Origin of the sequence: uncultured Pseudomonas sp. (assembly GCF_913777995.1) — a bacterium.
In the GTDB taxonomy this organism is placed as follows: Bacteria; Pseudomonadota; Gammaproteobacteria; order Pseudomonadales; family Pseudomonadaceae; genus Aquipseudomonas.
Genome location: NZ_CAJYVE010000034.1, coordinates 98,214 through 121,310 on the forward strand (window position 1 = coordinate 98,214; position 23,097 = coordinate 121,310).

The window sequence follows — 23,097 nt, forward strand, 5'->3', positions numbered from 1 at the left end:
GCTGGCCCCGCTCCTGCCCGCCGATGAAACTCGCTCCCGCGCAACTCGCCAAACACCTGCAAGGCCCGCTGGCCCCCGTCTACGTGGTCAGTGGTGACGATCCGCTGCTCTGCCAGGAAGCCGCCGACGCCATTCGCGCCGCCGCGCGTCAGCAGGGCTTCGACGAACGCCAGGTATTCAGTGCCGACAACAACTTCGACTGGGGCACGCTGCTGCAGGCGGGTGCCAGCCTGTCGCTGTTCGCCGAACGCCGCCTGCTGGAACTGCGCCTGCCTTCGGGCAAGCCTGGCGACAAGGGTGCCGCGGCGCTGATCGAGTACTGTTCGCGGCCCGCCGAAGACACCCTGCTGCTGGTCAGCCTGCCCAAGCTCGATGGCAGCGCGCAGAAGACCAAGTGGGGCAAGGCGCTGATCGAAGGCGCGCAGTGCCAGTTCATCCAGATCTGGCCGGTGGACGCCGGCCAGCTGCCGCAGTGGATTCGCCAGCGCCTTTCGCAGGCAGGCCTGGCCGCTACCCAGGACGCCGTCGAACTGATCGCCGCACGTGTCGAGGGCAACCTGCTGGCCGCAGCCCAGGAGATCGAGAAGCTCAAGCTGATGGCCGAAGAAGGCCAGATCACCGTGGAAACGGTACAGGCGGCGGTGGCCGACAGCGCGCGCTTTGACGTCTTCGGCCTGACCGATGCGGTTCTCAATGGCGACGCCGCGCACGCGTTGCGCATGCTCGAAGGGCTGCGCGGCGAGGGAGTGGAGACGCCGGTGATTCTCTGGGCGCTGACCCGCGAGCTGCGCTCGCTGGCGACCATGGCCTTGCAATACGGCCAGGGCATGCCGCTGGACAAGGTGTTCAGCTCGGCCCGGCCACCGGTGTGGGACAAGCGCAAGCCGCTGATGAGCAAGGCCCTGCAGCGGCTTTCCGCCAAGCGCTGGAGCCAGCTGCTGCTGGAAGCGCAACGCATCGACGAACAGATCAAAGGCCAGGCGCCCGGCTCGGCCTGGAGCAGCCTGGCACGCTTGGCCGTGCTGATGTCCGGCCAGCGCCTGGGGTTGCCGGCCGAATGAGTGCAGCGCCCGTTCCCGACTGAAGCCGGTCCCACCGTAACGACACCGGCCATAGCAGAGACCTATTGGACACGTGTCGGAACATGTCCGATCATGCGCTCGCCATTCATCCAAGGGATACCGCCATGAGCAAACAGAAGCGGCCCAACAAGGCCAAATCCATCATCGCCCAGCCATTGTTCCGCAGCCGCCAGGAACGCCCGGCCAAGGGCAAGGGCAGCTACCGCCGCGAAGCCTTCCAGTCGAAAAACTGGGAGGCTTCTTGCTTTCTGGCCCATCGATAAATGCAGTTACCTTGGGCACCCCTGCAACAACGCTGGCATGTTAAGGTCTGCATCTAAACGGTATTCCTTTCTGGACCCCAGCATGCATTCCTGTTTTACCCGGCACTGGCCACTGCGCCAGCTGATCACCGCTTCAAGCCTCGTCGCCCTGGTCGCCTGCGCCGAAAAACCGACTGCCGCCGACGCCACTCCCCTGCAGACCAGCAAGGCCAATGCCCCCGCAGTGCTGACGCCCGCCCAGCCCCTGCAGATCGACCAGAACCTGGCCATCCAGCCCACCATGAGTTTTGACGAGTGGCAGGCAGGCTTTCGTAACCAGGCCCTGCAGGCCGGTATCCGTGCCGATGTCTTCGACAAGGCGTTCGCAGGTGTCACCCCGGACATGAGCGTGGTCAAGGCCGACCGCAGTCAGCCCGAGTTCAGCCGCCCGGTATGGGAATACCTCGAGGGCGCGATTTCCAATGCGCGGGTACGCAAGGGCCAGAGCCTGCTGACCCAGTACGCCACCGAGCTGCAGCGCATCGAACAGCAGTACGGTGTCGACCGCCAGGCGCTGGTGGCGGTGTGGGGCATGGAAAGCAATTTCGGCCAGTTCCAGGGTTCGCAATCGGTGATCCGCTCTCTGGCCACCCTGGCCTATGAAGGCCGTCGTCCGACCTTCGCACAGAATCAGCTGCTGGCCGCCCTGCAGATCCTCCAGCAGGGCGACATCACGCCCGAGCGCATGCTCGGCTCCTGGGCGGGCGCCATGGGCCAGACCCAGTTCATGCCGACCACCTACAACACCCATGCCGTGGACTTCGACGGCGACGGGCGCCGTGACATCTGGACCAGCCCCACCGACGCTCTGGCTTCGGCTGCACACTACCTGCAAAGCTCTGGCTGGCAGCGTGGCCAGCCGTGGGGCTACGAAGTGGTGCTGGGCAGCAACTTCGACTATGCATTGGCCGACCCGAGCATCCGCAAGAGCCTGATGCAGTGGCAGGCGCTGGGCCTGAAACTTCCTGACGGCACCCCATTGCCAGTGGCGGCCAGCCAGCAACAGGCCTCGCTGATACTGCCGGCAGGCTACCGGGGGCCGGCCTTCCTGGTGCTGGACAACTTCCGCGCCGTGCTCAAGTACAACAACTCGACCTCCTACGCCCTGGCCATCAATCTGCTGGCCGACCGCTTCAAAGGGGCCGGTTACATCGTGGGCACCTGGCCGCGTACCGACCTGCCATTGAGCCGTTCCGAACGCATCGAGCTGCAGACCCTGCTCAGCGCACGCCAGTACGACGCCGGCGCCCCGGACGGGATCATCGGCGCCAATACCCGCAAGGCCATCCGCAGCGCCCAGCAGGCCCTTGGCTGGCCCGCCGACGGTTACCCTACCCACGAACTGCTCAACAGCCTGCGCCAGCCCTGAGGGGCTCTGTAGCGCTGTTGAAGACGGCTGGCAGACCGCCAGCCCGTCGCTCGCGAAGTGGCCGTCACGTTCACAGCAGATGTGCCGCGTTCATCGGCCTCTTCGCGAGCAAGCTCGCTCCCACAAGAGCGAAATGAATAGGTGACCCCAACGCTTTTCATGCGCGCATGAAAAAGGCCGGATATCGCTACCCGGCCTTTTCTGTTTGCGCTGTTTTGATCAGAGCATGTTCTTGGCGATCTTGGCCTGTTCATCGGCGTGGTACGAAGAACGCACCAGCGGGCCGGACGCCACGTTCTTGAAGCCCATGCGGTAGCCTTCCTCGGCGAACCAGGCGAAGGTGTCGGGGTGCACGAAGCGCTGCACCGGCAGGTGGTTGCGCGACGGCTGCAGGTACTGGCCGAGGGTCAGCATGTCGATGTCATGCTCGCGCATGCGCTGCATGACCTCGATAACCTCGTCGTCGGTCTCGCCCAGCCCCAGCATCAGGCCGGACTTGGTCGGCACGTGCGGGACCATCTGCTTGAAGCGCTGCAGCAGGGTCAGCGACCACTGGTAGTCGGAGCCAGGACGCGCAGCCTTGTACAGGCGCGGGACGGTCTCCAGGTTGTGGTTGAAGACATCCGGCGGCTCGGCGGCGGTGATCTCCAGGGCGATGTCCATGCGGCCACGGTAGTCGGGCACCAGGGTTTCCAGTTGCACGTTGGGCGACAGCGCGCGGATCTCGCGGATGCAGTCGGCGAAGTGCTGGGCGCCACCGTCACGCAGGTCGTCGCGGTCCACCGAGGTGATGACCACGTACTTCAGGCCCAGGTCGGCGATGGCAACGGCCAGGTTCTTTGGCTCGTCGACATCCAGTGGCTTGGGCCGGCCATGACCGACGTCGCAGAACGGGCAGCGACGGGTGCAGATGTCGCCCATGATCATGAAGGTCGCGGTGCCGCCGGAGAAGCACTCGCCCAGGTTCGGGCAGGACGCCTCTTCGCAGACGCTGTGCAGCTTGTGCTTGCGCAGCAGTTGCTTGATACGGTCGACCTCCGGGGAAACCGGGATGCGCACGCGGATCCAGTCGGGTTTCTTCGGCAGCTCGACGGTCGGAATGATCTTGACCGGAATGCGTGCGACTTTCTCCGCGCCACGCAGCTTGACGCCGGCTTCGACTTTGGGACGGGGCGCTCGCTCGGACACGTCGAGCGTGGGGATCAGGGTTTGCACGGTATCAGTCATATCAGTCTATTCCGCCCGTAAGGGTCGCCTGCTCAGCATAGTCGAGGTGTCTGACGAGCTGCGCACGCAGCCGGGCACTTACCTCGGCAAATTCGATGGACCCGGCATGTTCGCTCAGCTGGGTCATTTTCAGCCCTGCGTAGCCGCAGGGGTTGATACGCCTGAAGGGCTCCAGGTCCATGTCGACGTTCAGCGCCAGGCCATGGAAGGAGCAGCCGTTGCGAATGCGCAGGCCCAGCGAGGCGATCTTGGCCCCGTCGACATACACACCCGGGGCATCGGGCTTGGCTACGGCCTTCACACCGTAGCTGGCCAGCAGATCGATCAGGCTGTTCTCGATCCGCGTCACCAGTTCGCGCACACCACAGCCCTTGCGGCGTACATCCAGCAGCAGGTACGCGACCAGTTGGCCGGGACCATGATAGGTCACCTGGCCACCCCGATCGACCTGCACCACCGGAATGTCGCCCGGCAGCAGCAGATGCTCGGCCTTGCCGGACTGGCCCTGGGTGAAGACCGGCGGGTGCTGCACCAGCCAGACTTCATCGGTCGCTTCGCGGCCACGGGTGTCGGTAAAACGCTGCATCGCGTGCCAGGCCTGGGTGTAGTCGACCAGCCCCAGCTCGCGGATGCCCAGGACATCGCCCATCACAGCACCATGTGCACGATGCCTGTGGCGCGCAGGGCGCTGTTGATGTCACGCAGTTGTTCTTCACCGGTGGCAACGATATGCAGTTGCACGGTGGTGTACTTGCCGTTGCTGCTCTGCCGCTCGGCCAGGGTGTTCAGGTCCACCTTGGCGTACTTGCTGAGGATCTCGATCACGGTATCGGTGAAGCCTACACCGGTGTCGCCGATCACCTTGATCGGGTAGTCGTTGCAGGGGAATTCGATTTTGGGCGACTGGACGTCGGTATCGGTCATGGCAGTAAAGGTCTCACAAGCCCTGACGACGGACACGCGGCCCGCCCCTTGTAAGGGCAGGCCGCGAGAAGGTCGGCGGTAATGACTTAGCGGCTTAGTTGAACAAGCCGAAGAAGAACAGGCGAATGCTATCCCACACGCGGCGGAAAAAGCCACCTTCCTCGACGCCTTCCAGGGCGATCAGGTCGGCGGTGTGTACCACCTTGTCTTCCGAACGCACTTCGACCTTGCCGATCACGTCACCCTTGTTGATGGGGGCCATCAGCTGCGGGTTCATGGTCATGGTGGCCGAGAGTTTCTTCATTTGCCCTTTGGGCATGGTCAGGCTCAGGTCCTGGGCCAGGCCGGCCTTGACCTGACGGGCGGTGCCTTTCCACACCGGCGCCTGAGCCAGCTCCTGGCCCTTCTGGTAGAAGTTCTGGGTTTCGAAGAAGCGGAAGCCGTAGGTCAGCAGCTTCTGGGTCTCGGCGGCACGGGCCTGCTCGCTGTTGGTACCGAACACCACGGCGATCAGGCGCATGCCATCACGCACGGCGGACGACACCAGGCAATAGCCGGCTTCGTCGGTGTGGCCGGTCTTCAGGCCATCGACGGTCTTGTCACGCCACAGCAGCAGGTTGCGGTTGGGCTGCTTGATGCCGTTCCAGAAAAACTCCTTCTGCGAGTAGATCGCGTAGTGCGCCGGGTCTTCGTGGATGATGGCTCGCGCCAGGATGGCCATGTCGTGGGCCGAGGAGTAGTGATCGGGGTTCGGCAGGCCGGTCGGGTTCATGAAGTGGGTATTGGTCATGCCCAGGTCGCCGGCGGTCTTGTTCATCATGTCGGCGAACGCGTCTTCGCTGCCGGCGATGTGCTCGGAAATGGCGACACTGGCGTCGTTGCCCGACTGGATGATGATGCCGTGCAGCAGGTCGCTGACGCTCACCTGGCTACCCACCTTGATGAACATCCGCGAGCCGCCGGTGCGCCAGGCGTTTTCACTGACGGTAACCGGGTCGTTCTCGCCGATCTGGCCGCGACGGATTTCCAGGGTCGCGATGTAGGCAGTCATCAGCTTGGTCAGGCTCGCGGGCGGCAGGCGCTGGTCACCGTTGCTCTCAACCAGAACGTTGCCGCTGGAGGCATCCATCAGCACGTAGGATTTGGCGGCCAGTTGCGGTGCGGCCGGAGTCATCTGTTCAGCGGCCCAGGCTGCCGGGGCGATCATCAATGGCACCAGCAGGCACAAACGTTTTGCAAAGGTTGTGATGTTCATCCGTCTCTCGAAATTGCTAAATGGGCATAACCTGCCCTCGCGGGCAAAACTCAAGAACCCTTCGAAGGTCGCGCCTTCCTCCGGGCTCCGTGATACCAGGCCGTACCTGGCGGGCAAGGCCATCGGGGCCTTGCCGGCTGCACCGCCTCTTCTGCTCTGCGCGGCAGGTTCGGAGATGGTGCGAAGAAACCGCCACCCGCAAGCGGGTGGCGCGATCAGTCGGCTGTCACCACACTGGGTTGCCCCAGGTTGGCGGAGCGGACGCTGTCCTGCAGCTGCTGGGCTTCACCCTGCGTCGCGACCGGCCCCATCCTCACGCGATAGAGTGTCTGCTGGTTGCGCGCGATCGAACTGACGAACACCGGCGCCCGGACCATCGTGCTCAGCTTCGAGCGCAGCAGCTCCGCAGCATCCGGGTTGGCGAAGGCTCCGACCTGGAGAAACAGCCCATCGGCTGATCCGGAAACGTTTTTTTTTGCCTCGGCCTGCAGGGGCACCTGGGGTGCCGCGTGCTGCTGGGGCGGCGGCGTGTACTGTTCGATGCTGCCGGTCGAAGCGGTGATGGCAGGCGCCGCCGGCTGCGGCGTCACCTGGGGTTCACTGAGCATCAGCGGCGCCGGTCGGCCGCGCTGGGCCCACCATTCCTGCGGGTCGATGCCCTCGACCTTGACCCGCGCGGTACCGGTTTCGGCATAACCGAGTTTCTTCGCGGCAGCGTAGGACAGGTCGATGATGCGGTCGGAGTAGAACGGCCCGCGGTCGTTGACGCGCAGCACCACGCTGCGGTTGTTGTCGAGGTTGGTGACCTTGACGTAGGTCGGCAGCGGCAGGGTCTTGTGCGCAGCGCTCATGCCATACAGGTCGTAGACCTCACCGTTGGCGGTGTTCTGGCCATGGAACTTGGTGCCATACCACGAGGCGGTGCCGGTGGCCACGTAGCGCCGACCGTCGTTCATCGGGAAATAGGTCTTGCCCAGCACCGTGTAGGGGTTGGCCTTGAAGGCCCCGGTGTGCAGGGTTGGCGTGGCATCGGGAATCTTCGAGATATCCACGTCCCACCAGGGCGCGCCATCCTTGTGGGCACGGTTGATGTCCAGGCCCGGCATCGAACGCACAGCCTGGCTGTTGCCCTTCTGGGGCGAACGGCTGGACGACGAGCAGCTGGCCAGTACCACGCCGATTCCGACGCACAGCAGCAGTTTTACAGAGGTACTTGCCCGCATTACTTGACGCCTCGAGCTTGAACCAGTGATTCGGACAGCTGATAGACCGCCATGGCGTACATCACACTCCGGTTATAGCGAGTGATCGCATAGAAATTGTTCAACCCTATCCAGTATTCAGGGCCGTTGTCACCTTCCAGGCGAAACGCGGTGACCGGCAGGTCGTCGCGCAGCGCATCATGACTTGACCAGCCCAGGCCTCGCAACTCCCCCAGGCTCATCACCGGGTCGAGCCCGGGGCTCAGGCCCTGCTCGACCTGGTCGCCGAACACCTTGGCACGGCTGACCACCGGCTGCCCGGCCGTCCAGCCGTGGCGCTTGAAGTAGCTGGCCACACTGCCGATGGCATCGTCCGGGTCGGTCCAGATGTTGATGTGGCCATCACCGTCGAAATCCACGGCATACGCACGGAAGCTGCTCGGCATGAATTGCGGCAGGCCCATGGCACCGGCGTACGAGCCCTTGATGGTCAGCGGGTCGACCTGCTGTTCACGGGCCAGCAGCAGGTACTCGCGCAGCTCCTTGCGGAAGAAGTCGGCACGTGGCGGGTAGTCGAAGCCCAGGGTGGACAGGGCGTCGATCACCCGGTAATTGCCGGTGTTGCGGCCGAAGAAGGTCTCTACGCCGATGATCGCCACGATGATCTGCGCCGGCACGCCATATTCGCGCTCGGCGCGGGCCAGGGCGGCCTCGTGCTGGCGCCAGAAGTCCACCCCGCGGGCGATGCGCGCGTCGGTGATGAACATCGGGCGATATTCCTTCCACGGCTTGACGCGTTCGGCCGGCCGCGAGATGGCGTCGAGGATGGCCTGCTTGCGCTCTACCTCGCGGAACACCCCCATCAGCTGTTCGCCGGCAAAGCCATAGTCGCGGGTCATCTCGCCGACGAACTCGGCCACCTGGGGCGAGCCATCGTAGGAGCCGGCCTCGGCATCCTGCAGCGAACTGAGGAGTCCCATCAGGCCGACCAGCGGTACGCAGCGGGCCAGGTTGAAGGCTGCTTGCATTGAATTGTTCACCTTAATCAAGCCTGTGCGATCCATTTCCGATGGGTGTGAATCGACATCAAAATGCCAAACGCTGACAGCAGGGTCACCAGCGAAGTTCCTCCGTAGCTAATGAAGGGCAACGGAACCCCTACCACCGGCAGCAGGCCACTGACCATACCGATGTTGACGAAGACGTAAACGAAGAAGGTCATGGTCAGCGCACCCGCCAGCAATTTGCCGAACAGGGTCTGGGCCTGGGCGGTGATGACCAGCCCGCGACCGATCAGCAGCAGGTAGATGATCAGCAGCGCGCAGATGCCGACCAGGCCGAACTCTTCGCCCAGCACCGCGATGATGAAGTCGGTATGGCTTTCCGGCAGGAAGTCCAGGTGCGACTGGGTGCCAAGCAGCCAGCCCTTGCCGAACACCCCGCCGGAGCCGATCGCCGCCTTGGACTGGATGATGTTCCAGCCAGTACCCAACGGGTCGCTTTCCGGGTCGAGGAAGGTCAGTACACGCTGCTTCTGGTAGTCGTGCATGAAGAAGAACCACATCAGCACCGAGGCCGGCACCACCGCCACTACCACGCTGAGGATCCAGCGCCAGCGCAGGCCGGCCATGAACAGCACGAAAGCGCCCGAGGCGAGGATCAGCAACGAGGTGCCGAGGTCCGGCTGGCGCACGATGAGCACGAAGGGAATGCCGATCAGGCCGAGGCTGATCGCCACGTGCTTGAGCTGGGGCGGTAGCGTGCGCTTGGAGAGGTACCAGGCGATGGTGGCCGGCATGAGGATCTTGAGGAATTCCGCCGGCTGGAAGCGGATCACCCCGGGGATGTTGATCCAGCGCGTCGCGCCCATGGCGTTGTGGCCCATGACGTCCACCACCACCAGCAGGGCCACCCCGATCACATAGCCCACCGGCACCCAGCGCGCCATGAAGCGCGGCTCGAACTGGGCGATGACGATCATCGCCACGATGCCGAGACCGAACGAACTGGCCTGCTTGAGCAGCAGGTCCCAGTCCTTGCCACTGGCCGAATACAGCACGAACAGGCTGCCGGCGGCGAGCACCAGCAGCAGTACCAGCAGGGGGCCATCGATATGCATGCGCTGCAGCAGCGTGGCGCGGCGGCGCATCACGTCTTCGCTGGACAGCACCCGGTCGAAATTACTCTTCACGGGCGGTGGACTCCACGGCAGGCGCGCTACCGCGCTCTGGGTTGTACGAACTGGCGTATTCGGGCTTGAGGTGGCCGCTGGCGTCGAGCAACCAGGCGTCCATCACCTGGCGCACCACCGGCGCGGCGACACCGGAACCGGACTCGCCGTTCTCGACCATCACCGCTACGACGATCTGCGGATTGTCGGCCGGCGCGAAGCCGACGAACAGGGCGTGGTCACGGTGGCGCTCCTGGACCTTGCTGCGGTCGTACTTCTCGCCCTGCTTGATCGCCACCACCTGCGCGGTACCGCTCTTGCCGGCAATCCGGTACTGCGCGCCGATGGACGCCTTGCGGGCGGTACCCCGGGCGCCGTGCATCACTTCCTGCATGCCATGGTTGACCCGCGCCCAGTTGTTGGGGTCGCGCAGGACGATGTCCGGCATCGGATTGGGGTCCACCGGCGGCTGGCCTTCGATGGTCTTGGCCAGGTGCGGACGAATCCACTTGCCCTTGTTGGCCACCAGCGCAGTGGCCTGGGCCAGCTGCAGCGGCGTGGCCTGCATGTAGCCCTGGCCGATACCGAGAATCAGCGTTTCGCCAGGGAACCAGGCCTGGCGCCGGGTGGTGCGTTTCCACTCACGGGACGGCATCAGCCCCGGCGACTCCTCGAACATGTCCAGCGAGACCTTCTGGCCGATACCGAACTTGTTCATGTACATCGACAGCTTGTCGATGCCCAGCTTGTGCGCCAAGTCGTAGAAGTAGGTGTCGTTGGAGCGCATGATCGCGGTGTCCAGGTCGACCCAGCCGTCGCCGGTGCGGTTCCAGTTACGGTACTTGTGATCGTAATTGGGCAATTGGTAGAAACCGGGGTCGAATACCCGCGACGTCGGGGTGATCGCGCCGCCGTCCAGGCCGGCAATGGCCACCGCCGGCTTGATGGTCGAACCCGGCGGGTACAGGCCGCGCAGGATACGGTTGAACAGCGGCCGGTCGATGGAGTCGCGCAGCTCGGCATAGGCCTTGAAGCTGATGCCGGTGACGAACAGGTTGGGGTCGAAACTCGGTGCGCTGACCATCGCCAGCACCTCGCCGGTATTCGGGTTCAGCGCCACCACCGCGCCACGCCGCCCGCCCAGCGCCGCCTCGGCGGCTTCCTGCAGCTGGATGTCGAGGCTCAGTACGATGTCCTTGCCGGGAATCGGGTCGGTGCGCTTGAGCACCCGCAATACCCGGCCGCGGGCGTTGGTCTCGACCTCTTCGTAACCCACCTGACCATGCAGGTCGTCCTCGTAGAAGCGCTCGATGCCGGTCTTGCCCATGTGGTGGGTGCCGCTGTAGTTGATCGGGTCGAGGCTCTTGAGTTCTTTCTCGTTGATCCGCCCTACATAGCCCACCGAATGGGCGAAATGCGGCCCTTGCGGGTAATGCCGCACCAATTGCGCGACCACTTCCACGCCAGGCAGGCGGAACTGGTTCACGGCGATCAGGGCGATCTGCTCTTCGGTCAGCTCGAAAAGAATCGGCACCGGCTCGAACGGCCGACGCCCCTGCTTCATGCGCTTTTCGAAGATCAGCCGGTCATCGGGGGTCAGTTGCAAGATATCGACAATGGTGTCGAGCACCTTGGCCCAGTCGCCGGCCCGCTCGCGGGTCATGCTGAGGCTGAAGCTGGGGCGGTTGTCGGCGATGACCACGCCGTTGCGGTCGTAGATCAGCCCCCGGCTCGGCGGGATCGGCTGCACGTGGACGCGGTTGTTCTCCGACAGGGTCGAGTGGTAGTCGTACTGGATGACCTGCAGGTAGTAAAGCCGGGCGATCAGCACGCACACCAGCAGCAGGACCGCCACGGCACCGACCACGACACGGCTGCGAACCAGGCGTGCGTCTTTCTCGTGATCTTTGAGGCGGATCGGCTGAGACATTCGAGGTGTACTACTTGTGGTAAGGGTGACCGGACAGGACTGTCCAGGCGCGGTAGATCTGTTCGCCGATGAGGATACGGACCAACGGGTGCGGCAGGGTCAGCGGCGACAGCGACCAGCGCTGCTCGCTGCGCGCACAGACCTCCGGCGCCAGCCCTTCCGGGCCGCCGACCATGAGGTTGACGGTGCGCGCATCCAGCCGCCAGCGGTCCAGCTCGGCGGCCAGCTGCTCGGTGCTCCAGGGCTTGCCCTGCACTTCCAGCGTGACCACACGCTCGCCCGGCTGCACCTTGGCCAGCATGGCTTCGCCTTCCTGACGGATCAGGCGCGCCACGTCGGCGTTCTTGCCACGGGTGTTGAGCGGGATTTCCACCAGTTCCAGCGCCAGTTCGGATGGCAGACGCTTGGCATACTCATGCCAGCCTTCTTCCACCCACTTGGGCATGCGCGAGCCTACGGCAATCAGGCGTATCCGCACGACAGCGCCTTATTCGTTGCCTGGCGTGTGGTGCGCGGCGCTGGCGGCACGGCTCTGCTCGGCGCCCTGCCAGAGGCGCTCCAGGTCGTAGAACTGGCGCGCAGCGGCGGTCATCACGTGGACCACGACATCACCCAGGTCCAGCAGCACCCAGTCGCTGTCGCCTTTGCCTTCTTCGCTCAGCGGCTGCAGGCCGGCGGCCTTGACCTTCTCGCGAACGTTCTCGGCCAGTGCGTTGAGCTGGCGGTTGGAGCTACCGGTGCAGATCAGCATGTAGTCGGCGATGCTGGTCTTTTCACGGACGTCGATCTTGAGGATGTCGGTACCCTTGACGTCTTCCAGGGCGCTGATGGCCAGCTGGACGACTTCTTCACTGTTCAGTTTCTGCTTGCTCATAAAAACTCATTCACTCTTCAAGGTGGAAGCACTCGGGGGCTTGCCGTGCGAAGCGGTCCCAGGCGTTCCTGCGGTATTCGGCGCACGGTACAGCCCGTGTGCTTCGATATAGGCCAGAACCGCGTCAGGAACCAGAAAGCGCACCGAGCGCCCCGTGGCCAATGACTGGCGGATCTGGGTGGCCGACACCGACAACGGCGTCTGCCAGACAAACGTGATCTGCCCACCCGGCCCGTCCAGGGCCTTGGGGTCGCTGACCGTGCGCGCCGCGACCAGATCGCGCAGCGCCTCGGGCGGCTCGACATCGGCGTCGGGGCGCTGCAGCACCACGATGTGGCAGTGCTCCAGCAGCGCCTCCCAGCGGTGCCAGGCCGGCAGGCTGCAGAAGGCATCCCAGCCCAGCAGCAGGAACAACGGCGAGCACGGATCCATGTCGCTGCGCATCGACTCCAGGGTGTCGATGGTGTACGAGGGCCGGTCGCGGCGCAGCTCCAGGTCATCCACCGTCAGCGGCGCGACGCCCGCGACCGCGCAGCGCACCATGGCCAGGCGGTCCTGTGCCGAGACACTGGGGCGCTCGCGGTGCGGCGGCCGGGCACTGGGGACCAGGCGCAGTTCATCGAGCGCGAGCAGCTCCGCCACTTCCAGCGCGCCACGCAAGTGCCCGATGTGCACAGGGTCGAACGTACCGCCCAGCAGGCCGATACGCCGGGGCAAGGCGAGCGCAGGCTCAGTCAACTCAGGCCGGCTCCTGTCCACGCAGCTGGCCGTCACCGATCACCAGGTACTTCTCGCAGGTCAGACCTTCCAGGCCGACCGGGCCGCGAGCGTGCAGCTTGTCGGTGGAAATGCCGATCTCGGCACCCAGGCCGTACTCGAAACCATCGGCAAAGCAGGTCGGCGCGTTGACCATCACCGAACTGGAGTCGACCTCGGCCATGAAGCGGCGGATCTGCCCCTGGTGGTCACTGACGATACCGTCGCTATGATGCGAGCCGTAGTGGTTGATGTGCTCGATGGCGTCGTCGAGGCTGGCCACCACACGAATCGACAGGATCGGCGCCAGGTACTCGGTGTGCCAGTCTTCCTCGGTGGCCGGCACCGCTTCGATCAGTGCACGGGTGCGTTCGCAGCCACGCAGTTCGACGCCCTTCTCGCGCAGTTGCGCGGCCATCGGCGGCAGGAATTCGGCCGCCACCGCCTGGTCGACCAGCAGGGTTTCCATGGCCCCGCAGATGCCGTAACGGTAGGTCTTGGCGTTGAAGGCGATCTTCTGCGCCTTGGCCAGGTCGGCATGGGCGCTGACATAGATATGGCAGATGCCGTCCAGATGCTTGATGACCGGCACCCGCGCGTCGCGGCTGATGCGCTCGATCAGGCTCTTGCCGCCACGTGGAACGATGACGTCGACGTACTCGGGCATGGTGATCAGCGCGCCCACCGCGGCACGGTCGGTGGTTTCCACCACCTGCACCACGCCTGCCGGCAGGCCGGCGGCCTCAAGCCCCTTGGCGATGCAGGCGGCCACCGCACGGTTGGAGTGGATGGCCTCGGAGCCGCCACGCAGAATGGTCGCGTTGCCTGACTTCAGGCACAGGCTCGCGGCGTCGATGGTCACGTTGGGACGCGACTCATAGATGATGCCGACCACGCCCAGCGGCACGCGCATCTTGCCGACCTGAATACCCGAGGGCCGATAACTCATGTCGCGGATCGCACCTACCGGGTCCGGGAGGCTGGCCACCTGGCGCAGGCCGACGATCATGCTGTCGATGCGTGCCGGGGTCAGGGCCAGGCGGTCGAGCATGGCCGACTCAAGGCCGTTGGCCCGGCCATTGGCCAGGTCCTGCTCGTTGGCGGCGGACAGTTCGGCGCGGGCCTCATCCAGTGCGGCGGCAGTGGCCAGCAGGGCGCGGTTCTTCTGCGCGGTGCTGGCCCGGCCGATCACGCGCGAGGCCTCACGGGCGGCGCGTCCCAGGCGGGACATGTAGTCAAGAACGGACTCAGTCATGGTCTCAGAGGTCTTGGCAGCGAGGAAAGCGGTCGATTATAGCTGTCGGGCCGCCTGAACGACAGCGCAGACAGGCGGATGGTTGCGTTCCTTGCAAAAACTTCATCAACCGCCTGCCGCGAGGCTCTGCATCGCACCTCGGATGCATTCTGTAACACCGGTTGTCATTTTCAGAAACAACAAAGCGTCACCGCTGTCAGGATGACGACAGCCACGCACTTGTTATGATCGGCATCCCTGCCCTGCCTGCGACAGCCCATGCCCAACGCCTTGCCCGACAGCTTCTTCAACCGCGATCCCCAGGTGCTGGCCCGCGACCTGCTGGGCAAGATCATCCGCCACAAGGTCGGCGATCTGTGGCTGGCGGCGCGCATCATCGAGACCGAAGCCTACTACCTGGCCGAGAAAGGCAGCCACGCCTCGCTGGGTTACACCGAGAAACGCCGGGCGCTGTTCCTCGATGGCGGGCACATCTACATGTATTACGCACGCGGCGGCGACTCGCTGAACTTCAGCGCCGAGGGCCCCGGCAATGCGGTGCTGATCAAGTCCGGCATGCCTTGGGTCGACGCCCAGAGCGACGCCAACGCCCTGGCCCGCATGCAACTGAACAATCCCGACGCCAGCGGCGCGCTGCGCCCGCCCGAGCGTCTCTGCGCCGGCCAGACCCTGCTGTGCCGGGCTCTAGGCCTGAAGGTGCCGATGTGGGACGCCCAGCGCTTCGACCCGCAGCGTCTGTATGTCGAGGATGTCGGCCTGCGCCCGCCGCGCATCGTGCAGACCACGCGCCTGGGCATTCCTGCCGGGCGCGACGAACACCTGATGTACCGCTTCGTGGACGCCGAACAGGCACGTTTCTGTACGCAGAACCCGTTACGCCGCGGCCAAGTCGAAGGCCGCGATTACCTTCTTCTGGATCAAGGAAACTGAGCATGGGCCAGTGGCTCGACAGCATTACCGGCTGGCTGGGTGCCAACCCGTCGTGGGTCGCCGTGGCGATCTTCATCGTCGCCTTCGTCGAATGCGTGGCCATCGCCGGCATCGTGGTGCCCGGCACCGTACTGATGTTCGCCATCGCGGCGCTGGCCGGCAGCGGCATCCTCGACCTCAGCACAGTCCTGCTGCTGGGCTTTGCGGGTGGCCTGCTGGGCGACCTGGTGTCGTACGTGCTGGGCCGCCGCTTCCATCAGAACATTCGCCAGTTACCCGGCCTGCGCAGCCACCCGGAATGGATGAGCGGCGCCGAGGCGTATTTCCAGCGCTACGGCATCGCCAGCCTGCTGGTCGGGCGCTTCATCGGCCCGCTGCGGCCCATGCTGCCAATGATCGCCGGCATGTGCGACATGCCCTTCCCGCGCTTTCTCGCCGTCAGCATCGTCGCCGCCATCGGCTGGTCGATCGCCTACCTGCTGCCGGGCTGGGCCGCCGGTGCGGCAGTGCGCCTGCCGCTGCCCGAAGGCTTCTGGAGCGAAGCGGCGGTGGTCGGCGCCGTACTGGCGGTGCTGGCCGGCGTCAGCGTGCAGAGCAGCCTGCGCCAGCAACGGTATGCGACCAAGCTGATCAGCGCCTTGTGCCTGGCGGCCATGGTGGCGCTGTTCGTCTTCTGGCCGCACCTGGACCGCTTCGACCACGGCCTGATGACCCTGGTGCAGGAGCACCGCAGCGAAGCGGCGCAGAACATCGTGCTGCTGGTGACCAGCATCGGCGACTTCAAGGTGCAGTTTCTCGCCGCCGCCCTGGTGGTGCTGGTGCTGCTGGTCGCCCGGCAGTGGCGGCATGCGGCTTTCGCCCTGGCCACGCTGCTCGGCACGGCGCTGGCCAACGGCGCGCTGAAGGCCTTCTTCGCGCGTGCCCGGCCTGAAGTACTGGTCGACCCACTGACCAGCTACAGCATGCCCAGCGGCCACAGTTCAGCGGCCTTCGCGCTGTTCATGACCCTGGCGGTACTGGCCGGTCGCAGCCAGCCGGTGCGCCTGCGCCTGGCCTGGCTGGTACTGGGCGGCATCCCGGCGCTGGCCATCGCGCTGTCGCGGGTCTACCTGGGCGTGCACTGGCCGACCGACATCCTCGCCGGCATGATGCTCGCCCTGAGTGTCTGCGCCGCCAGCCTGACCCTGGTGCAGCATCGCCAGCCACTGCCGGCCATGTCGCCACGGGTGTGGTGGCTGATGGTTCCGGCGGTGACCGCCTTGCTGGGCGGCTTCGCCGTTCACGGCCTGTCCCACGCCGTGCTGCGCTACCAGTACTTGCAGTGAAAAACGGCTAGCAGTGGCTTCGGCCGCGAAGAAGGCGGTAACGTCAGCGCATTTGTTGCGAACGTGACGCTGCCAAGCGAGCTGGCCAACGCACGTAGGTTTTCCTCAGGCTTGCAGGTCACCCTGCATCTCGTCGAGCAGGCTCTGGATCGCCCCCAGGCGCTCTTCAGGGTCGTCGATTTCCAGCAGCTCGAGCTTGTCCTGCTCGTCGAACGGCAGCAGGTAGGCCAGCTGGTTGGCCAGTGACTGCTGGCCCTCGGCATCCAGGCCCATGTCCAGCGAGGCGACCATGGGGTGCTCGGCCAGGGCATGCAACAGCGCCAGCAGATCGGCGTCTTCTTCCTGAAGCGGCTGTTCCTGCAGGTCCTCCAGCCAGTGCACGTCGGCGACCAGCAACTGGTCACGCTGCACCTCGGTGCTCACCACCCTGAACCGCCGGCCACCCACCACCCGTATACCCAGCAGGCCGTTGTCCTGCTGCTGGAAATCGCGCACCAGTGCCTCGCAACCGATCAGCGAGTGGCCCGCCGGCGCCACGCCGACTTCGCTGCCTTCGGTGATGCACACCACGCCGAAGCCTTCACCGCGTTTCATGCAGCGCCCGATCATGTCCAGGTAACGCGCCTCGAACAGTTGCAGGTCGAGCACGCAGCCGGGGAACAACACGGTGTTCAGCGGAAACAGCGGCAACGTCATAACAAGCTCCTTCATACGACCAAAGAAACGGCCAACGGCAGGAACAGCGCAGTCGCCACCCCCATCAGGCTCATCGCCAGCGCAGCGAAGGCGCCGGTTTCCTCACCTTCCTGCAACGCCTGGGAGGTGCCCACCGCGTGGGCGGTCAGGCCCAGCGCCATGCCCCTGGCCGCCGGGACGTTCACGCCGGCCCATGACAACAGCGCAGGACCACAGATCGCCCCCAGCACCCCGGTAATCAATACGAACACCGCCGCCAGCGCCGCCACCCCACCCAGCTGCTCGGCGACCAGCATGGCGATGGGCGAAGTGACCGACTTGGGCGCCATGGTCATGAGAATCATCGGCTCGGCACGCAGCAGCCAGCCCAGCATCAGGCACAGCCCGGTGACGAACACGCCGCCCAGCACCAGCGTAGCCAAGGTTGGCCAGAACAACTGGCGAATCCTGCGCAGATTCAGATAAAGCGGCACCGCCAGCGCCACGGTGGCCGGCCCCAGCAGCACGCCGAGGATCTGCGTACTGCTGCGGTATTCGTCATAGCTCAGGCCACAGGCCAGCAGCACGCCGATGAGGATCGCCATCGATACCAGCACCGGCTGCAGGAACAACCAGCGGGTCTTCTCATAGGCGGCTACCGCCACCTGGTAGGCACCCAGGGTGATACCGATACCGAAAAGCGGATGGTGGATGACCGACGCCCAGGCGCCCTGCCAGTCGAACATCGTCACGCCTCCCGGCGCCGGGCCTGGCGCTCGATGAGTTTCTGCATCAGCACGCCGACGAACACCATCGACAGCACCAGCGACACCACCAGAGTGCCGAAAATCGCCCAGAAGTCACGGGCAATGGCGCCGGCGTAGGCCATTACGCCCACCGCCGGCGGCACCAGCAGCAGCGGCAGATAACGCAGCAGGCTGCTGGCCGCCTGGTTGAGCGGCTCGTCGACCTCGCCACGCAGCATCAGGAAGGCCAGCAACAGGATCATGCCGATGATCGGCCCCGGCAGGATCGGGATGAACAGGTGATTGAGCGCGGTGCCCAGCAGCTGGAACAGCACCAGCGCCGTCAATCCTCGTAGCAACATGCAGACTCTCCCGGATGAGCATTCAGCGGCGGCCATTATAAGCATGCCAGGCGGTTTGCCAGCCAAGCCCCCTGGCGCGACTTGACCAGGCCGCCCGAGTCTGCTGATCTTCTGCGGTCCACTGCGCCAGCAGTAGGTTGTCCCTATCAAGGAGAGATACATGCCCTATGTACCGGCAGACCAGCTCGCAAGCTATATCGGCAAGGACCTTGGCCACTCCGACTGGCTGACCATCGACCAGGAACGCATCAACCTGTTCGCCGAGGCCACCGAAGACTTCCAGTTCATCCACGTCGACCCCGAAAAAGCCGCCAAGACGCCCTTCGGCGGCACCATCGCCCACGGTTTCCTTTCGCTGTCGTTGATTCCCAAGCTGATGGGCGAGCTGCTGGTGCTGCCCGAAGGCCTGAAGATGGTGGTCAACTATGGCCTGGACAGCGTGCGCTTCATCCAGCCAGTGGCGGTGGGCTCGCGGGTGCGCCTGAAGCTGCAGCTCGCCGAGGTCACCGAGAAGAAACCCGGCCAGTGGCTGCTCAAGGGTACCGCCACGCTGGAAATCGAGGGCCAGGAAAAGCCGGCCTATATTGCCGAGCCGCTCACACTCTGTTTTACCTGACCGCGATTGACACGAAACAGTCGTAACAGACTGTTTCGTCCTCCTGACAGCCTGCGGCATACTCTTCTCAAGCGTGATACGGCTCCGTATCCGTTCCCCCCGGATTCACTCCTCCTCGAGACCTGGACATGCGTGCGCTCGCTCCACTGGCACTGACCTTACTGATCGCTGGCTGCGGAGACGGCGAGTCGCTGCTGCCGCCCGATGGCCGCCTACCGGATGGCGGTCGCTACCGGGGCGACCTGGTCAACGGCCTGATGCAAGGCCAGGGGCGTGTCGACTACCCCAACGGCAGCTGGTACCAGGGCCAGTTCGAAGCCGGGCTGTGGCAGGGCCAGGGCGAATGGCACGCCAGCAACGGTGACGTCTACAAGGGCGGTTTCAAGCAGGGGCTGTACGACGGCCAGGGCATGCTGACCACCCGCACCAGCAGCTACATCGGCGGCTTCAAGCAGGGCCGCCGCGACGGCGAAGGCACCTACAAGGAAAAGGGCCTGCTGTATCGCGGCGAGTTCAAGGCCGACCTGTACGACGGTGCCGGCCGCCTGGAGCTGGACGACGGCACCCAGTACCAGGGCCAGTTCAGCCAGGGCAAGCCGCATGGCGAAGGGGTGCGCAGCGACGCCAACGGCAACCAGTACAGCGGACGCTTCGTGCACGGTCAGTTGCAAGGCAACGGGACCTTCAACAGCGCCGAGGGCGACCAGTACGTCGGCGGCTTCCACGACAGCCAGCTGGGCGGCCGCGGCCGCTACGAGAACAGCGAAGGTGACGTATGGACCGGCCAGTTCAGCCAGGGCGCGCTCACCGGCAAGGGTGAACTGGTCGGCGCCGACGGCAGCCGCTACCAGGGTCACTTCAACAACTGGCGCTTCAACGGCGAAGGCCGCCTGCAACTGGCCGACGGCAGCAGCTACGTGGGCGGTTTCGCCAACGACACCTACCAGGGCAACGGCACCCTGACCCTGCCCGACGGCAGTGTGCAGCGCGGTGTCTGGGCCAATGGCCAGCGCGTGCGCGACGCCCAGGGCAACCTGCTGCCCGACAGCCTGGAAACCGGCCTGCTGGCTCAGGGCAAGCTGCTCGACAACGCCCTGGCCGCCCTGCCCGCCTCGACCCCGGCGGTGGAGCTGTACAGCCTGGTGGTCGGCGGCGACGGCAAGCAGAGCGTGTTCATGCGCGAGGCCGATTACGTCGGCAACCTGCTCAAGACCCGTTTCGGCGCCTACGGCCAGGTCAGTCTGGTCAACCACCGCGACCACATGCAGGACCGCCCCCTGGCCACCCGTGAAAGCATCAGCCGCGCCATTCAGGCACTGGCGCAACGCAGCGGCCCGGAAGACCTGGTGTTCATCTACCTGACCAGCCATGGCACCCACGACCACGAACTGGTTCTGGACCAACCGCGCCTGTCGCTGTCGGACCTGCCCGCCGACGAGCTGGCGTCGGTACTCGCGCCGCTGAAGAACCGCGACAAGATCATCGTCATCTCGGCCTGCTATTCCGGCGGTTTCATTCCGGCCCTGAAAGACGAGCACACCCTGGTCATGACCGCCTCGCGGGCCGACCGGGTGTCCTTCGGCTGTTCGGAAGAAGCCGACTTCACCTACTTCGGCGACGCACTATTCGCCCGGGCACTGGTCGAAACCGATGACCTGCAACAAGCCTTCAAGCAAGCCAGCGCCTATGTGGCGCAACGTGAGATAGAAGACAACTACGAAGCATCCGAACCCCAGATATGGGCCCCCAAGGCAGTGCTCGCCCGCTGGCAGCAACTGCGCAAGAACCAGGCAGAACGTGCGCTTAATACGACGTTGACGCGCAAGGACGCGAAAACCTCCGGCAGTCGCTAGGCCCAGACCCCATGTCGCTGCGCATGGCCTAGGCTTTCAGTATCAAGGGAGAAACATCATGTACTTGACGCCGCAACACATCCTGCTCGCAGGCGCCACAGGCCTGACCGGCGAACACCTGCTCGATCGCCTGCTCAGTGAACCCACCGTCAGCCGGCTGCTGGCCCCCACCCGGCGGCCACTGGCCAGCCACCCGCACCTGGAAAATCCGGTCGGCGAACTCGCCAGCCTGCTGCCGAACCTCAGTGGCCGGGTCGACATCGCCTTCTGCTGCCTGGGCACCACCATCAAGCAGGCCGGGTCTCAGGAAGCCTTCCGCGCCGTCGACTTCGACCTGGTGGTGGCCTTCGCCGCCCGCGCCCGTGCCCTGGGCGCCCGCCATCTGCTGGTGATCAGCGCCATCGGCGCCGACCCCAAGTCCAGCGTGTTCTACAACCGCATCAAAGGCGAGATGGAACAAGCCCTGCAAGATCAGGACTGGCCGCAACTGACCATCGCCCGCCCCTCCCTGCTGGTCGGCAGCCGCCCGGAAACGCGCTGGGCCGAGCAGATCGCCGCGCCCTTCGCCAAGCTGCTGCCCGGCAAGTACGGCGCCATCGAAGTGTGCAGCCTGGCCCGCGCACTCTGGCGTCTGGCGCTGGAGGAGCAGGATGGCGTGCGCATCGTCGAGTCGGATGAACTGCGCAAACTAGGCAAATGATCGCGACCCGGCACAGGGGCCGGGCCTGACCCTGAATCTCAGGTAGAATGCCCGGCCCAGACCACCACGCAGCACGCTCGCCCATGACCGCTTCGAACCCCACTACGCCCTCCTCCATCGCGATCATCGGTGGCGGCCCCGCCGGCCTGATGGCGGCCGAGGTGCTGAGCCAGGCGGGCATGCAGGTCGATCTCTACGACGCCATGCCTTCGGTGGGGCGCAAATTCCTGCTGGCGGGCGTCGGCGGCATGAACATCACCCATTCCGAACCCTGGCCAGCCTTTATCTCGCGCTATGCCGAACGCGCGGCGCAGGTCGAGCCGCTGCTGCGTGACTTCGATGCCGGCAGCCTGCGCCAGTGGATCCACGGGCTGGGCATCGAGACCTTCGTCGGCAGCTCCGGCCGGGTGTTTCCCACCGACATGAAGGCGGCCCCGCTGCTACGCGCCTGGCTCAAGCGCCTGCGCGAAAGCGGGGTGAACCTGCACACCCGGCATCGCTGGCTGGGCTGGAACAGCGACGGCAGCCTGCGCATCGCCGGCCCCGACGGTGAGCGCGCAGTCAGTACAGACGCCCTGCTGCTGGCCCTGGGCGGTGCCAGCTGGGCGCGCCTGGGTTCCGACGGCGCCTGGCTGCCGTGGCTGCAAGCCAAAGGCGTCGAGGTGGCGGCGCTGCGGCCGAGCAACTGCGGCTTCGAAGTGACGGCGTGGAGCGAGCTGCTGCGCAGCCGCTTCGCCGGCGCACCGCTGAAGAACATCGCCATGGGCCTGCATCGTGAACAGATGCGCCCCGGTGAATGCGTGGTCACCGAGACCGGCGTGGAAGGCAGCCTGGTGTATGCGCTGTCGGCGCCGATCCGCGAACGCATCGCACGCGACGGCCACGCGACGCTGCTGATCGATCTGTTGCCGGGCAAGTCTGTGGCCCAGGTCGAGAAGGCCCTGGCCAAGCCCAGGGGCTCGCGCTCCATGGCCCGTCACCTGAGCGGCCAGCTCGGCCTGGACGGTGTGAAGGCCGCCCTGCTGCGCGAACTGGCGCCCGCCGGCCAGTTCGATGATCCACAGCGGCTGGCCGCTTCGATCAAGGCACTGCCGTTGCAGTTGCTGCGCACACGGCCGCTGGACGAGGCAATCAGCACCGCCGGTGGCGTGCGCTTCGAGGCCATGAACGAGCATCTGATGCTCAACGCCCTGCCCGGCGTGTTCTGCGCCGGCGAAATGCTCGACTGGGAAGCCCCCACCGGCGGCTACCTGCTCACCGCCTGCTTCGCCAGCGGTCGCACCGCCGCGCAGGGCATTCTCGACTGGCTGCAGCAAGCCCACTGACGACTTCGGCTGGCGCTTGCCATGGCGATTCCAGCTGCGAAGGCGGCGGCACGGGCGCAGCAAAGGTGTCGGCCTTACGGGCAATACAGGCTTGGTGGGAGCGGCTTTAGCCGCGAAAGCGCCAGGAAATTCAGTGCATCTGTTGTGAACATGCGGTCGCTTCGCGGCTGAAGCCGCTCCTACCCGGTCTAACTGGCCGTTCAAAAAATCAACAGCACC

General features: G+C 65.2%; 24 protein-coding genes. 9 read left to right on the top strand and 15 right to left on the bottom strand.

Translation table 11 applies throughout. The annotated features are described in order from the left end of the window. Positions 1-23: 23 nt before the first annotated feature. From holA to QZ497_RS14875, 3 genes are all read left to right on the top strand, one after another. Entirely contained in the window at positions 24-1,061 is a 1,038-nt protein-coding gene (gene holA, locus QZ497_RS14865; RefSeq protein ID WP_295476481.1) for a DNA polymerase III subunit delta, read from the top strand. Positions 1,062-1,186: 125 nt separating this feature from the next. Next, on the top strand, positions 1,187-1,345 hold the full coding sequence (arfA, locus tag QZ497_RS14870; protein ID WP_295476482.1) for an alternative ribosome rescue factor ArfA: 159 nt from the start codon (positions 1,187-1,189) through the stop codon (positions 1,343-1,345). An 82-nt stretch (positions 1,346-1,427) separates the two neighbouring features. Then, on the top strand, positions 1,428-2,753 hold the full coding sequence (locus QZ497_RS14875) for a lytic murein transglycosylase (RefSeq protein WP_295476483.1): 1,326 nt from the start codon (positions 1,428-1,430) through the stop codon (positions 2,751-2,753). 219 nt (positions 2,754-2,972) lie between these two features. On the opposite strand, the gene lipA is transcribed toward QZ497_RS14875, so the two are convergent. From lipA to QZ497_RS14935, 12 genes are all read right to left on the bottom strand, one after another. Then, positions 2,973-3,980 (bottom strand): lipoyl synthase, encoded by a 1,008-nt coding sequence (gene lipA / locus QZ497_RS14880; protein WP_295476484.1) that lies wholly within the window; start codon positions 3,978-3,980, stop codon positions 2,973-2,975. Position 3,981: 1 nt separating this feature from the next. Then, the gene (lipB, locus tag QZ497_RS14885; RefSeq protein WP_295476485.1) at positions 3,982-4,629 is read right to left on the bottom strand and encodes a lipoyl(octanoyl) transferase LipB; all 648 of its coding nucleotides are present in this window, start codon (positions 4,627-4,629) and stop codon (positions 3,982-3,984) included. Continuing rightward, complete coding sequence (locus tag QZ497_RS14890) at positions 4,629-4,904, bottom strand: DUF493 domain-containing protein (protein WP_295476486.1); 276 nt, start codon at positions 4,902-4,904, stop codon at positions 4,629-4,631. Before QZ497_RS14890 ends, lipB begins: the two co-directional genes overlap by 1 nt. Before the next feature lie 94 nt (positions 4,905-4,998). Further along, positions 4,999-6,159 (bottom strand): D-alanyl-D-alanine carboxypeptidase family protein, encoded by a 1,161-nt coding sequence (locus QZ497_RS14895; protein ID WP_295476487.1) that lies wholly within the window; start codon positions 6,157-6,159, stop codon positions 4,999-5,001. Positions 6,160-6,374: 215 nt separating this feature from the next. Beyond that, complete coding sequence (locus QZ497_RS14900; RefSeq protein WP_295476488.1) at positions 6,375-7,382, bottom strand: septal ring lytic transglycosylase RlpA family protein; 1,008 nt, start codon at positions 7,380-7,382, stop codon at positions 6,375-6,377. Beyond that, the gene (gene mltB / locus QZ497_RS14905) at positions 7,382-8,389 is read right to left on the bottom strand and encodes a lytic murein transglycosylase B (RefSeq protein ID WP_295476489.1); all 1,008 of its coding nucleotides are present in this window, start codon (positions 8,387-8,389) and stop codon (positions 7,382-7,384) included. The genes QZ497_RS14900 and mltB overlap by 1 nt, the downstream gene beginning before the upstream one ends. A gap of 17 nt (positions 8,390-8,406) precedes the next feature. Further along, positions 8,407-9,510: a rod shape-determining protein RodA gene (gene rodA / locus QZ497_RS14910; protein WP_295476652.1), complete on the bottom strand. Its 1,104-nt coding sequence runs from the start codon at positions 9,508-9,510 to the stop codon at positions 8,407-8,409. Positions 9,511-9,541: 31 nt separating this feature from the next. Continuing rightward, positions 9,542-11,461 carry a penicillin-binding protein 2 gene (mrdA, locus tag QZ497_RS14915; protein ID WP_295476490.1) on the bottom strand — a complete coding sequence of 640 codons (1,920 nt, stop codon included), beginning with the start codon at positions 11,459-11,461 and terminating at the stop codon, positions 9,542-9,544. 10 nt (positions 11,462-11,471) lie between these two features. Beyond that, on the bottom strand, positions 11,472-11,939 hold the full coding sequence (rlmH, locus tag QZ497_RS14920) for a 23S rRNA (pseudouridine(1915)-N(3))-methyltransferase RlmH (protein WP_295476491.1): 468 nt from the start codon (positions 11,937-11,939) through the stop codon (positions 11,472-11,474). A gap of 9 nt (positions 11,940-11,948) precedes the next feature. Continuing rightward, a complete protein-coding gene (gene rsfS / locus QZ497_RS14925; RefSeq protein ID WP_295476492.1) occupies positions 11,949-12,335 on the bottom strand; it encodes a ribosome silencing factor in 387 nt (128 codons plus the stop codon). Positions 12,336-12,341: 6 nt separating this feature from the next. Further along, the gene (nadD, locus tag QZ497_RS14930; RefSeq protein WP_295476653.1) at positions 12,342-13,052 is read right to left on the bottom strand and encodes a nicotinate-nucleotide adenylyltransferase; all 711 of its coding nucleotides are present in this window, start codon (positions 13,050-13,052) and stop codon (positions 12,342-12,344) included. A gap of 22 nt (positions 13,053-13,074) precedes the next feature. Continuing rightward, a complete protein-coding gene (locus QZ497_RS14935) occupies positions 13,075-14,346 on the bottom strand; it encodes a glutamate-5-semialdehyde dehydrogenase (RefSeq protein WP_295476493.1) in 1,272 nt (423 codons plus the stop codon). Positions 14,347-14,604: 258 nt separating this feature from the next. Between QZ497_RS14935 and QZ497_RS14940 the strand changes: the two genes are divergently transcribed. Together QZ497_RS14940 and QZ497_RS14945 are read left to right on the top strand one after the other, a co-directional pair. Continuing rightward, on the top strand, positions 14,605-15,276 hold the full coding sequence (locus tag QZ497_RS14940; protein ID WP_295476494.1) for a DNA-3-methyladenine glycosylase: 672 nt from the start codon (positions 14,605-14,607) through the stop codon (positions 15,274-15,276). A 2-nt stretch (positions 15,277-15,278) separates the two neighbouring features. Further along, entirely contained in the window at positions 15,279-16,601 is a 1,323-nt protein-coding gene (locus tag QZ497_RS14945; protein WP_295476495.1) for a bifunctional DedA family/phosphatase PAP2 family protein, read from the top strand. A 105-nt stretch (positions 16,602-16,706) separates the two neighbouring features. On the opposite strand, the gene QZ497_RS14950 is transcribed toward QZ497_RS14945, so the two are convergent. From QZ497_RS14950 to QZ497_RS14960, 3 genes are read right to left on the bottom strand one after another with little or no spacing between them, the layout of a single operon-like run. Continuing rightward, positions 16,707-17,297 carry an LON peptidase substrate-binding domain-containing protein gene (locus QZ497_RS14950; protein ID WP_295476496.1) on the bottom strand — a complete coding sequence of 197 codons (591 nt, stop codon included), beginning with the start codon at positions 17,295-17,297 and terminating at the stop codon, positions 16,707-16,709. An 11-nt stretch (positions 17,298-17,308) separates the two neighbouring features. Continuing rightward, positions 17,309-18,022: an LrgB family protein gene (locus tag QZ497_RS14955; RefSeq protein ID WP_295476497.1), complete on the bottom strand. Its 714-nt coding sequence runs from the start codon at positions 18,020-18,022 to the stop codon at positions 17,309-17,311. Positions 18,023-18,024: 2 nt separating this feature from the next. Continuing rightward, complete coding sequence (locus tag QZ497_RS14960; protein ID WP_295476498.1) at positions 18,025-18,384, bottom strand: CidA/LrgA family protein; 360 nt, start codon at positions 18,382-18,384, stop codon at positions 18,025-18,027. 160 nt (positions 18,385-18,544) lie between these two features. Here QZ497_RS14960 and QZ497_RS14965 point away from each other — a divergent pair, with 160 nt between their 5' ends. The 4 genes from QZ497_RS14965 (at position 18,545) to QZ497_RS14980 (ending at position 22,878) form a co-directional block, all read left to right on the top strand. Beyond that, positions 18,545-19,000, top strand: a complete 456-nt coding sequence (locus QZ497_RS14965; RefSeq protein ID WP_295476499.1) for a MaoC family dehydratase — start codon at positions 18,545-18,547, stop codon at positions 18,998-19,000. A 128-nt stretch (positions 19,001-19,128) separates the two neighbouring features. Continuing rightward, positions 19,129-20,853, top strand: a complete 1,725-nt coding sequence (locus QZ497_RS14970) for a C13 family peptidase (RefSeq protein WP_295476500.1) — start codon at positions 19,129-19,131, stop codon at positions 20,851-20,853. 58 nt (positions 20,854-20,911) lie between these two features. Further along, positions 20,912-21,553: an NAD(P)H-binding protein gene (locus QZ497_RS14975; RefSeq protein WP_295476501.1), complete on the top strand. Its 642-nt coding sequence runs from the start codon at positions 20,912-20,914 to the stop codon at positions 21,551-21,553. 83 nt (positions 21,554-21,636) lie between these two features. Continuing rightward, positions 21,637-22,878, top strand: a complete 1,242-nt coding sequence (locus tag QZ497_RS14980) for a TIGR03862 family flavoprotein (protein WP_295476502.1) — start codon at positions 21,637-21,639, stop codon at positions 22,876-22,878. Positions 22,879-23,097 lie beyond the last annotated feature (219 nt).

Excerpts from the sequence above, each read along its gene's own strand:
- holA (WP_295476481.1), top strand. The coding sequence starts at position 24 with ATGAAACTCGCTCCCGCGCAACTCGCCAAACACCTGCAAGGCCCGCTG.
- arfA (WP_295476482.1), top strand. The coding sequence starts at position 1,187 with ATGAGCAAACAGAAGCGGCCCAACAAGGCCAAATCCATCATCGCCCAG.
- QZ497_RS14875 (WP_295476483.1), top strand. The coding sequence starts at position 1,428 with ATGCATTCCTGTTTTACCCGGCACTGGCCACTGCGCCAGCTGATCACC.
- lipA (WP_295476484.1), bottom strand. The coding sequence starts at position 3,980 with ATGACTGATACCGTGCAAACCCTGATCCCCACGCTCGACGTGTCCGAG.
- lipB (WP_295476485.1), bottom strand. The coding sequence starts at position 4,629 with ATGGGCGATGTCCTGGGCATCCGCGAGCTGGGGCTGGTCGACTACACC.
- QZ497_RS14890 (WP_295476486.1), bottom strand. The coding sequence starts at position 4,904 with ATGACCGATACCGACGTCCAGTCGCCCAAAATCGAATTCCCCTGCAAC.
- QZ497_RS14895 (WP_295476487.1), bottom strand. The coding sequence starts at position 6,159 with ATGAACATCACAACCTTTGCAAAACGTTTGTGCCTGCTGGTGCCATTG.
- QZ497_RS14900 (WP_295476488.1), bottom strand. The coding sequence starts at position 7,382 with ATGCGGGCAAGTACCTCTGTAAAACTGCTGCTGTGCGTCGGAATCGGC.
- mltB (WP_295476489.1), bottom strand. The coding sequence starts at position 8,389 with ATGCAAGCAGCCTTCAACCTGGCCCGCTGCGTACCGCTGGTCGGCCTG.
- rodA (WP_295476652.1), bottom strand. The coding sequence starts at position 9,510 with ATGCGCCGCCGCGCCACGCTGCTGCAGCGCATGCATATCGATGGCCCC.
- mrdA (WP_295476490.1), bottom strand. The coding sequence starts at position 11,461 with ATGTCTCAGCCGATCCGCCTCAAAGATCACGAGAAAGACGCACGCCTG.
- rsfS (WP_295476492.1), bottom strand. The coding sequence starts at position 12,335 with ATGAGCAAGCAGAAACTGAACAGTGAAGAAGTCGTCCAGCTGGCCATC.
- QZ497_RS14935 (WP_295476493.1), bottom strand. The coding sequence starts at position 14,346 with ATGACTGAGTCCGTTCTTGACTACATGTCCCGCCTGGGACGCGCCGCC.
- QZ497_RS14940 (WP_295476494.1), top strand. The coding sequence starts at position 14,605 with ATGCCCAACGCCTTGCCCGACAGCTTCTTCAACCGCGATCCCCAGGTG.
- QZ497_RS14945 (WP_295476495.1), top strand. The coding sequence starts at position 15,279 with ATGGGCCAGTGGCTCGACAGCATTACCGGCTGGCTGGGTGCCAACCCG.
- QZ497_RS14950 (WP_295476496.1), bottom strand. The coding sequence starts at position 17,297 with ATGACGTTGCCGCTGTTTCCGCTGAACACCGTGTTGTTCCCCGGCTGC.
- QZ497_RS14955 (WP_295476497.1), bottom strand. The coding sequence starts at position 18,022 with ATGTTCGACTGGCAGGGCGCCTGGGCGTCGGTCATCCACCATCCGCTT.
- QZ497_RS14960 (WP_295476498.1), bottom strand. The coding sequence starts at position 18,384 with ATGTTGCTACGAGGATTGACGGCGCTGGTGCTGTTCCAGCTGCTGGGC.
- QZ497_RS14965 (WP_295476499.1), top strand. The coding sequence starts at position 18,545 with ATGCCCTATGTACCGGCAGACCAGCTCGCAAGCTATATCGGCAAGGAC.
- QZ497_RS14970 (WP_295476500.1), top strand. The coding sequence starts at position 19,129 with ATGCGTGCGCTCGCTCCACTGGCACTGACCTTACTGATCGCTGGCTGC.
- QZ497_RS14975 (WP_295476501.1), top strand. The coding sequence starts at position 20,912 with ATGTACTTGACGCCGCAACACATCCTGCTCGCAGGCGCCACAGGCCTG.
- QZ497_RS14980 (WP_295476502.1), top strand. The coding sequence starts at position 21,637 with ATGACCGCTTCGAACCCCACTACGCCCTCCTCCATCGCGATCATCGGT.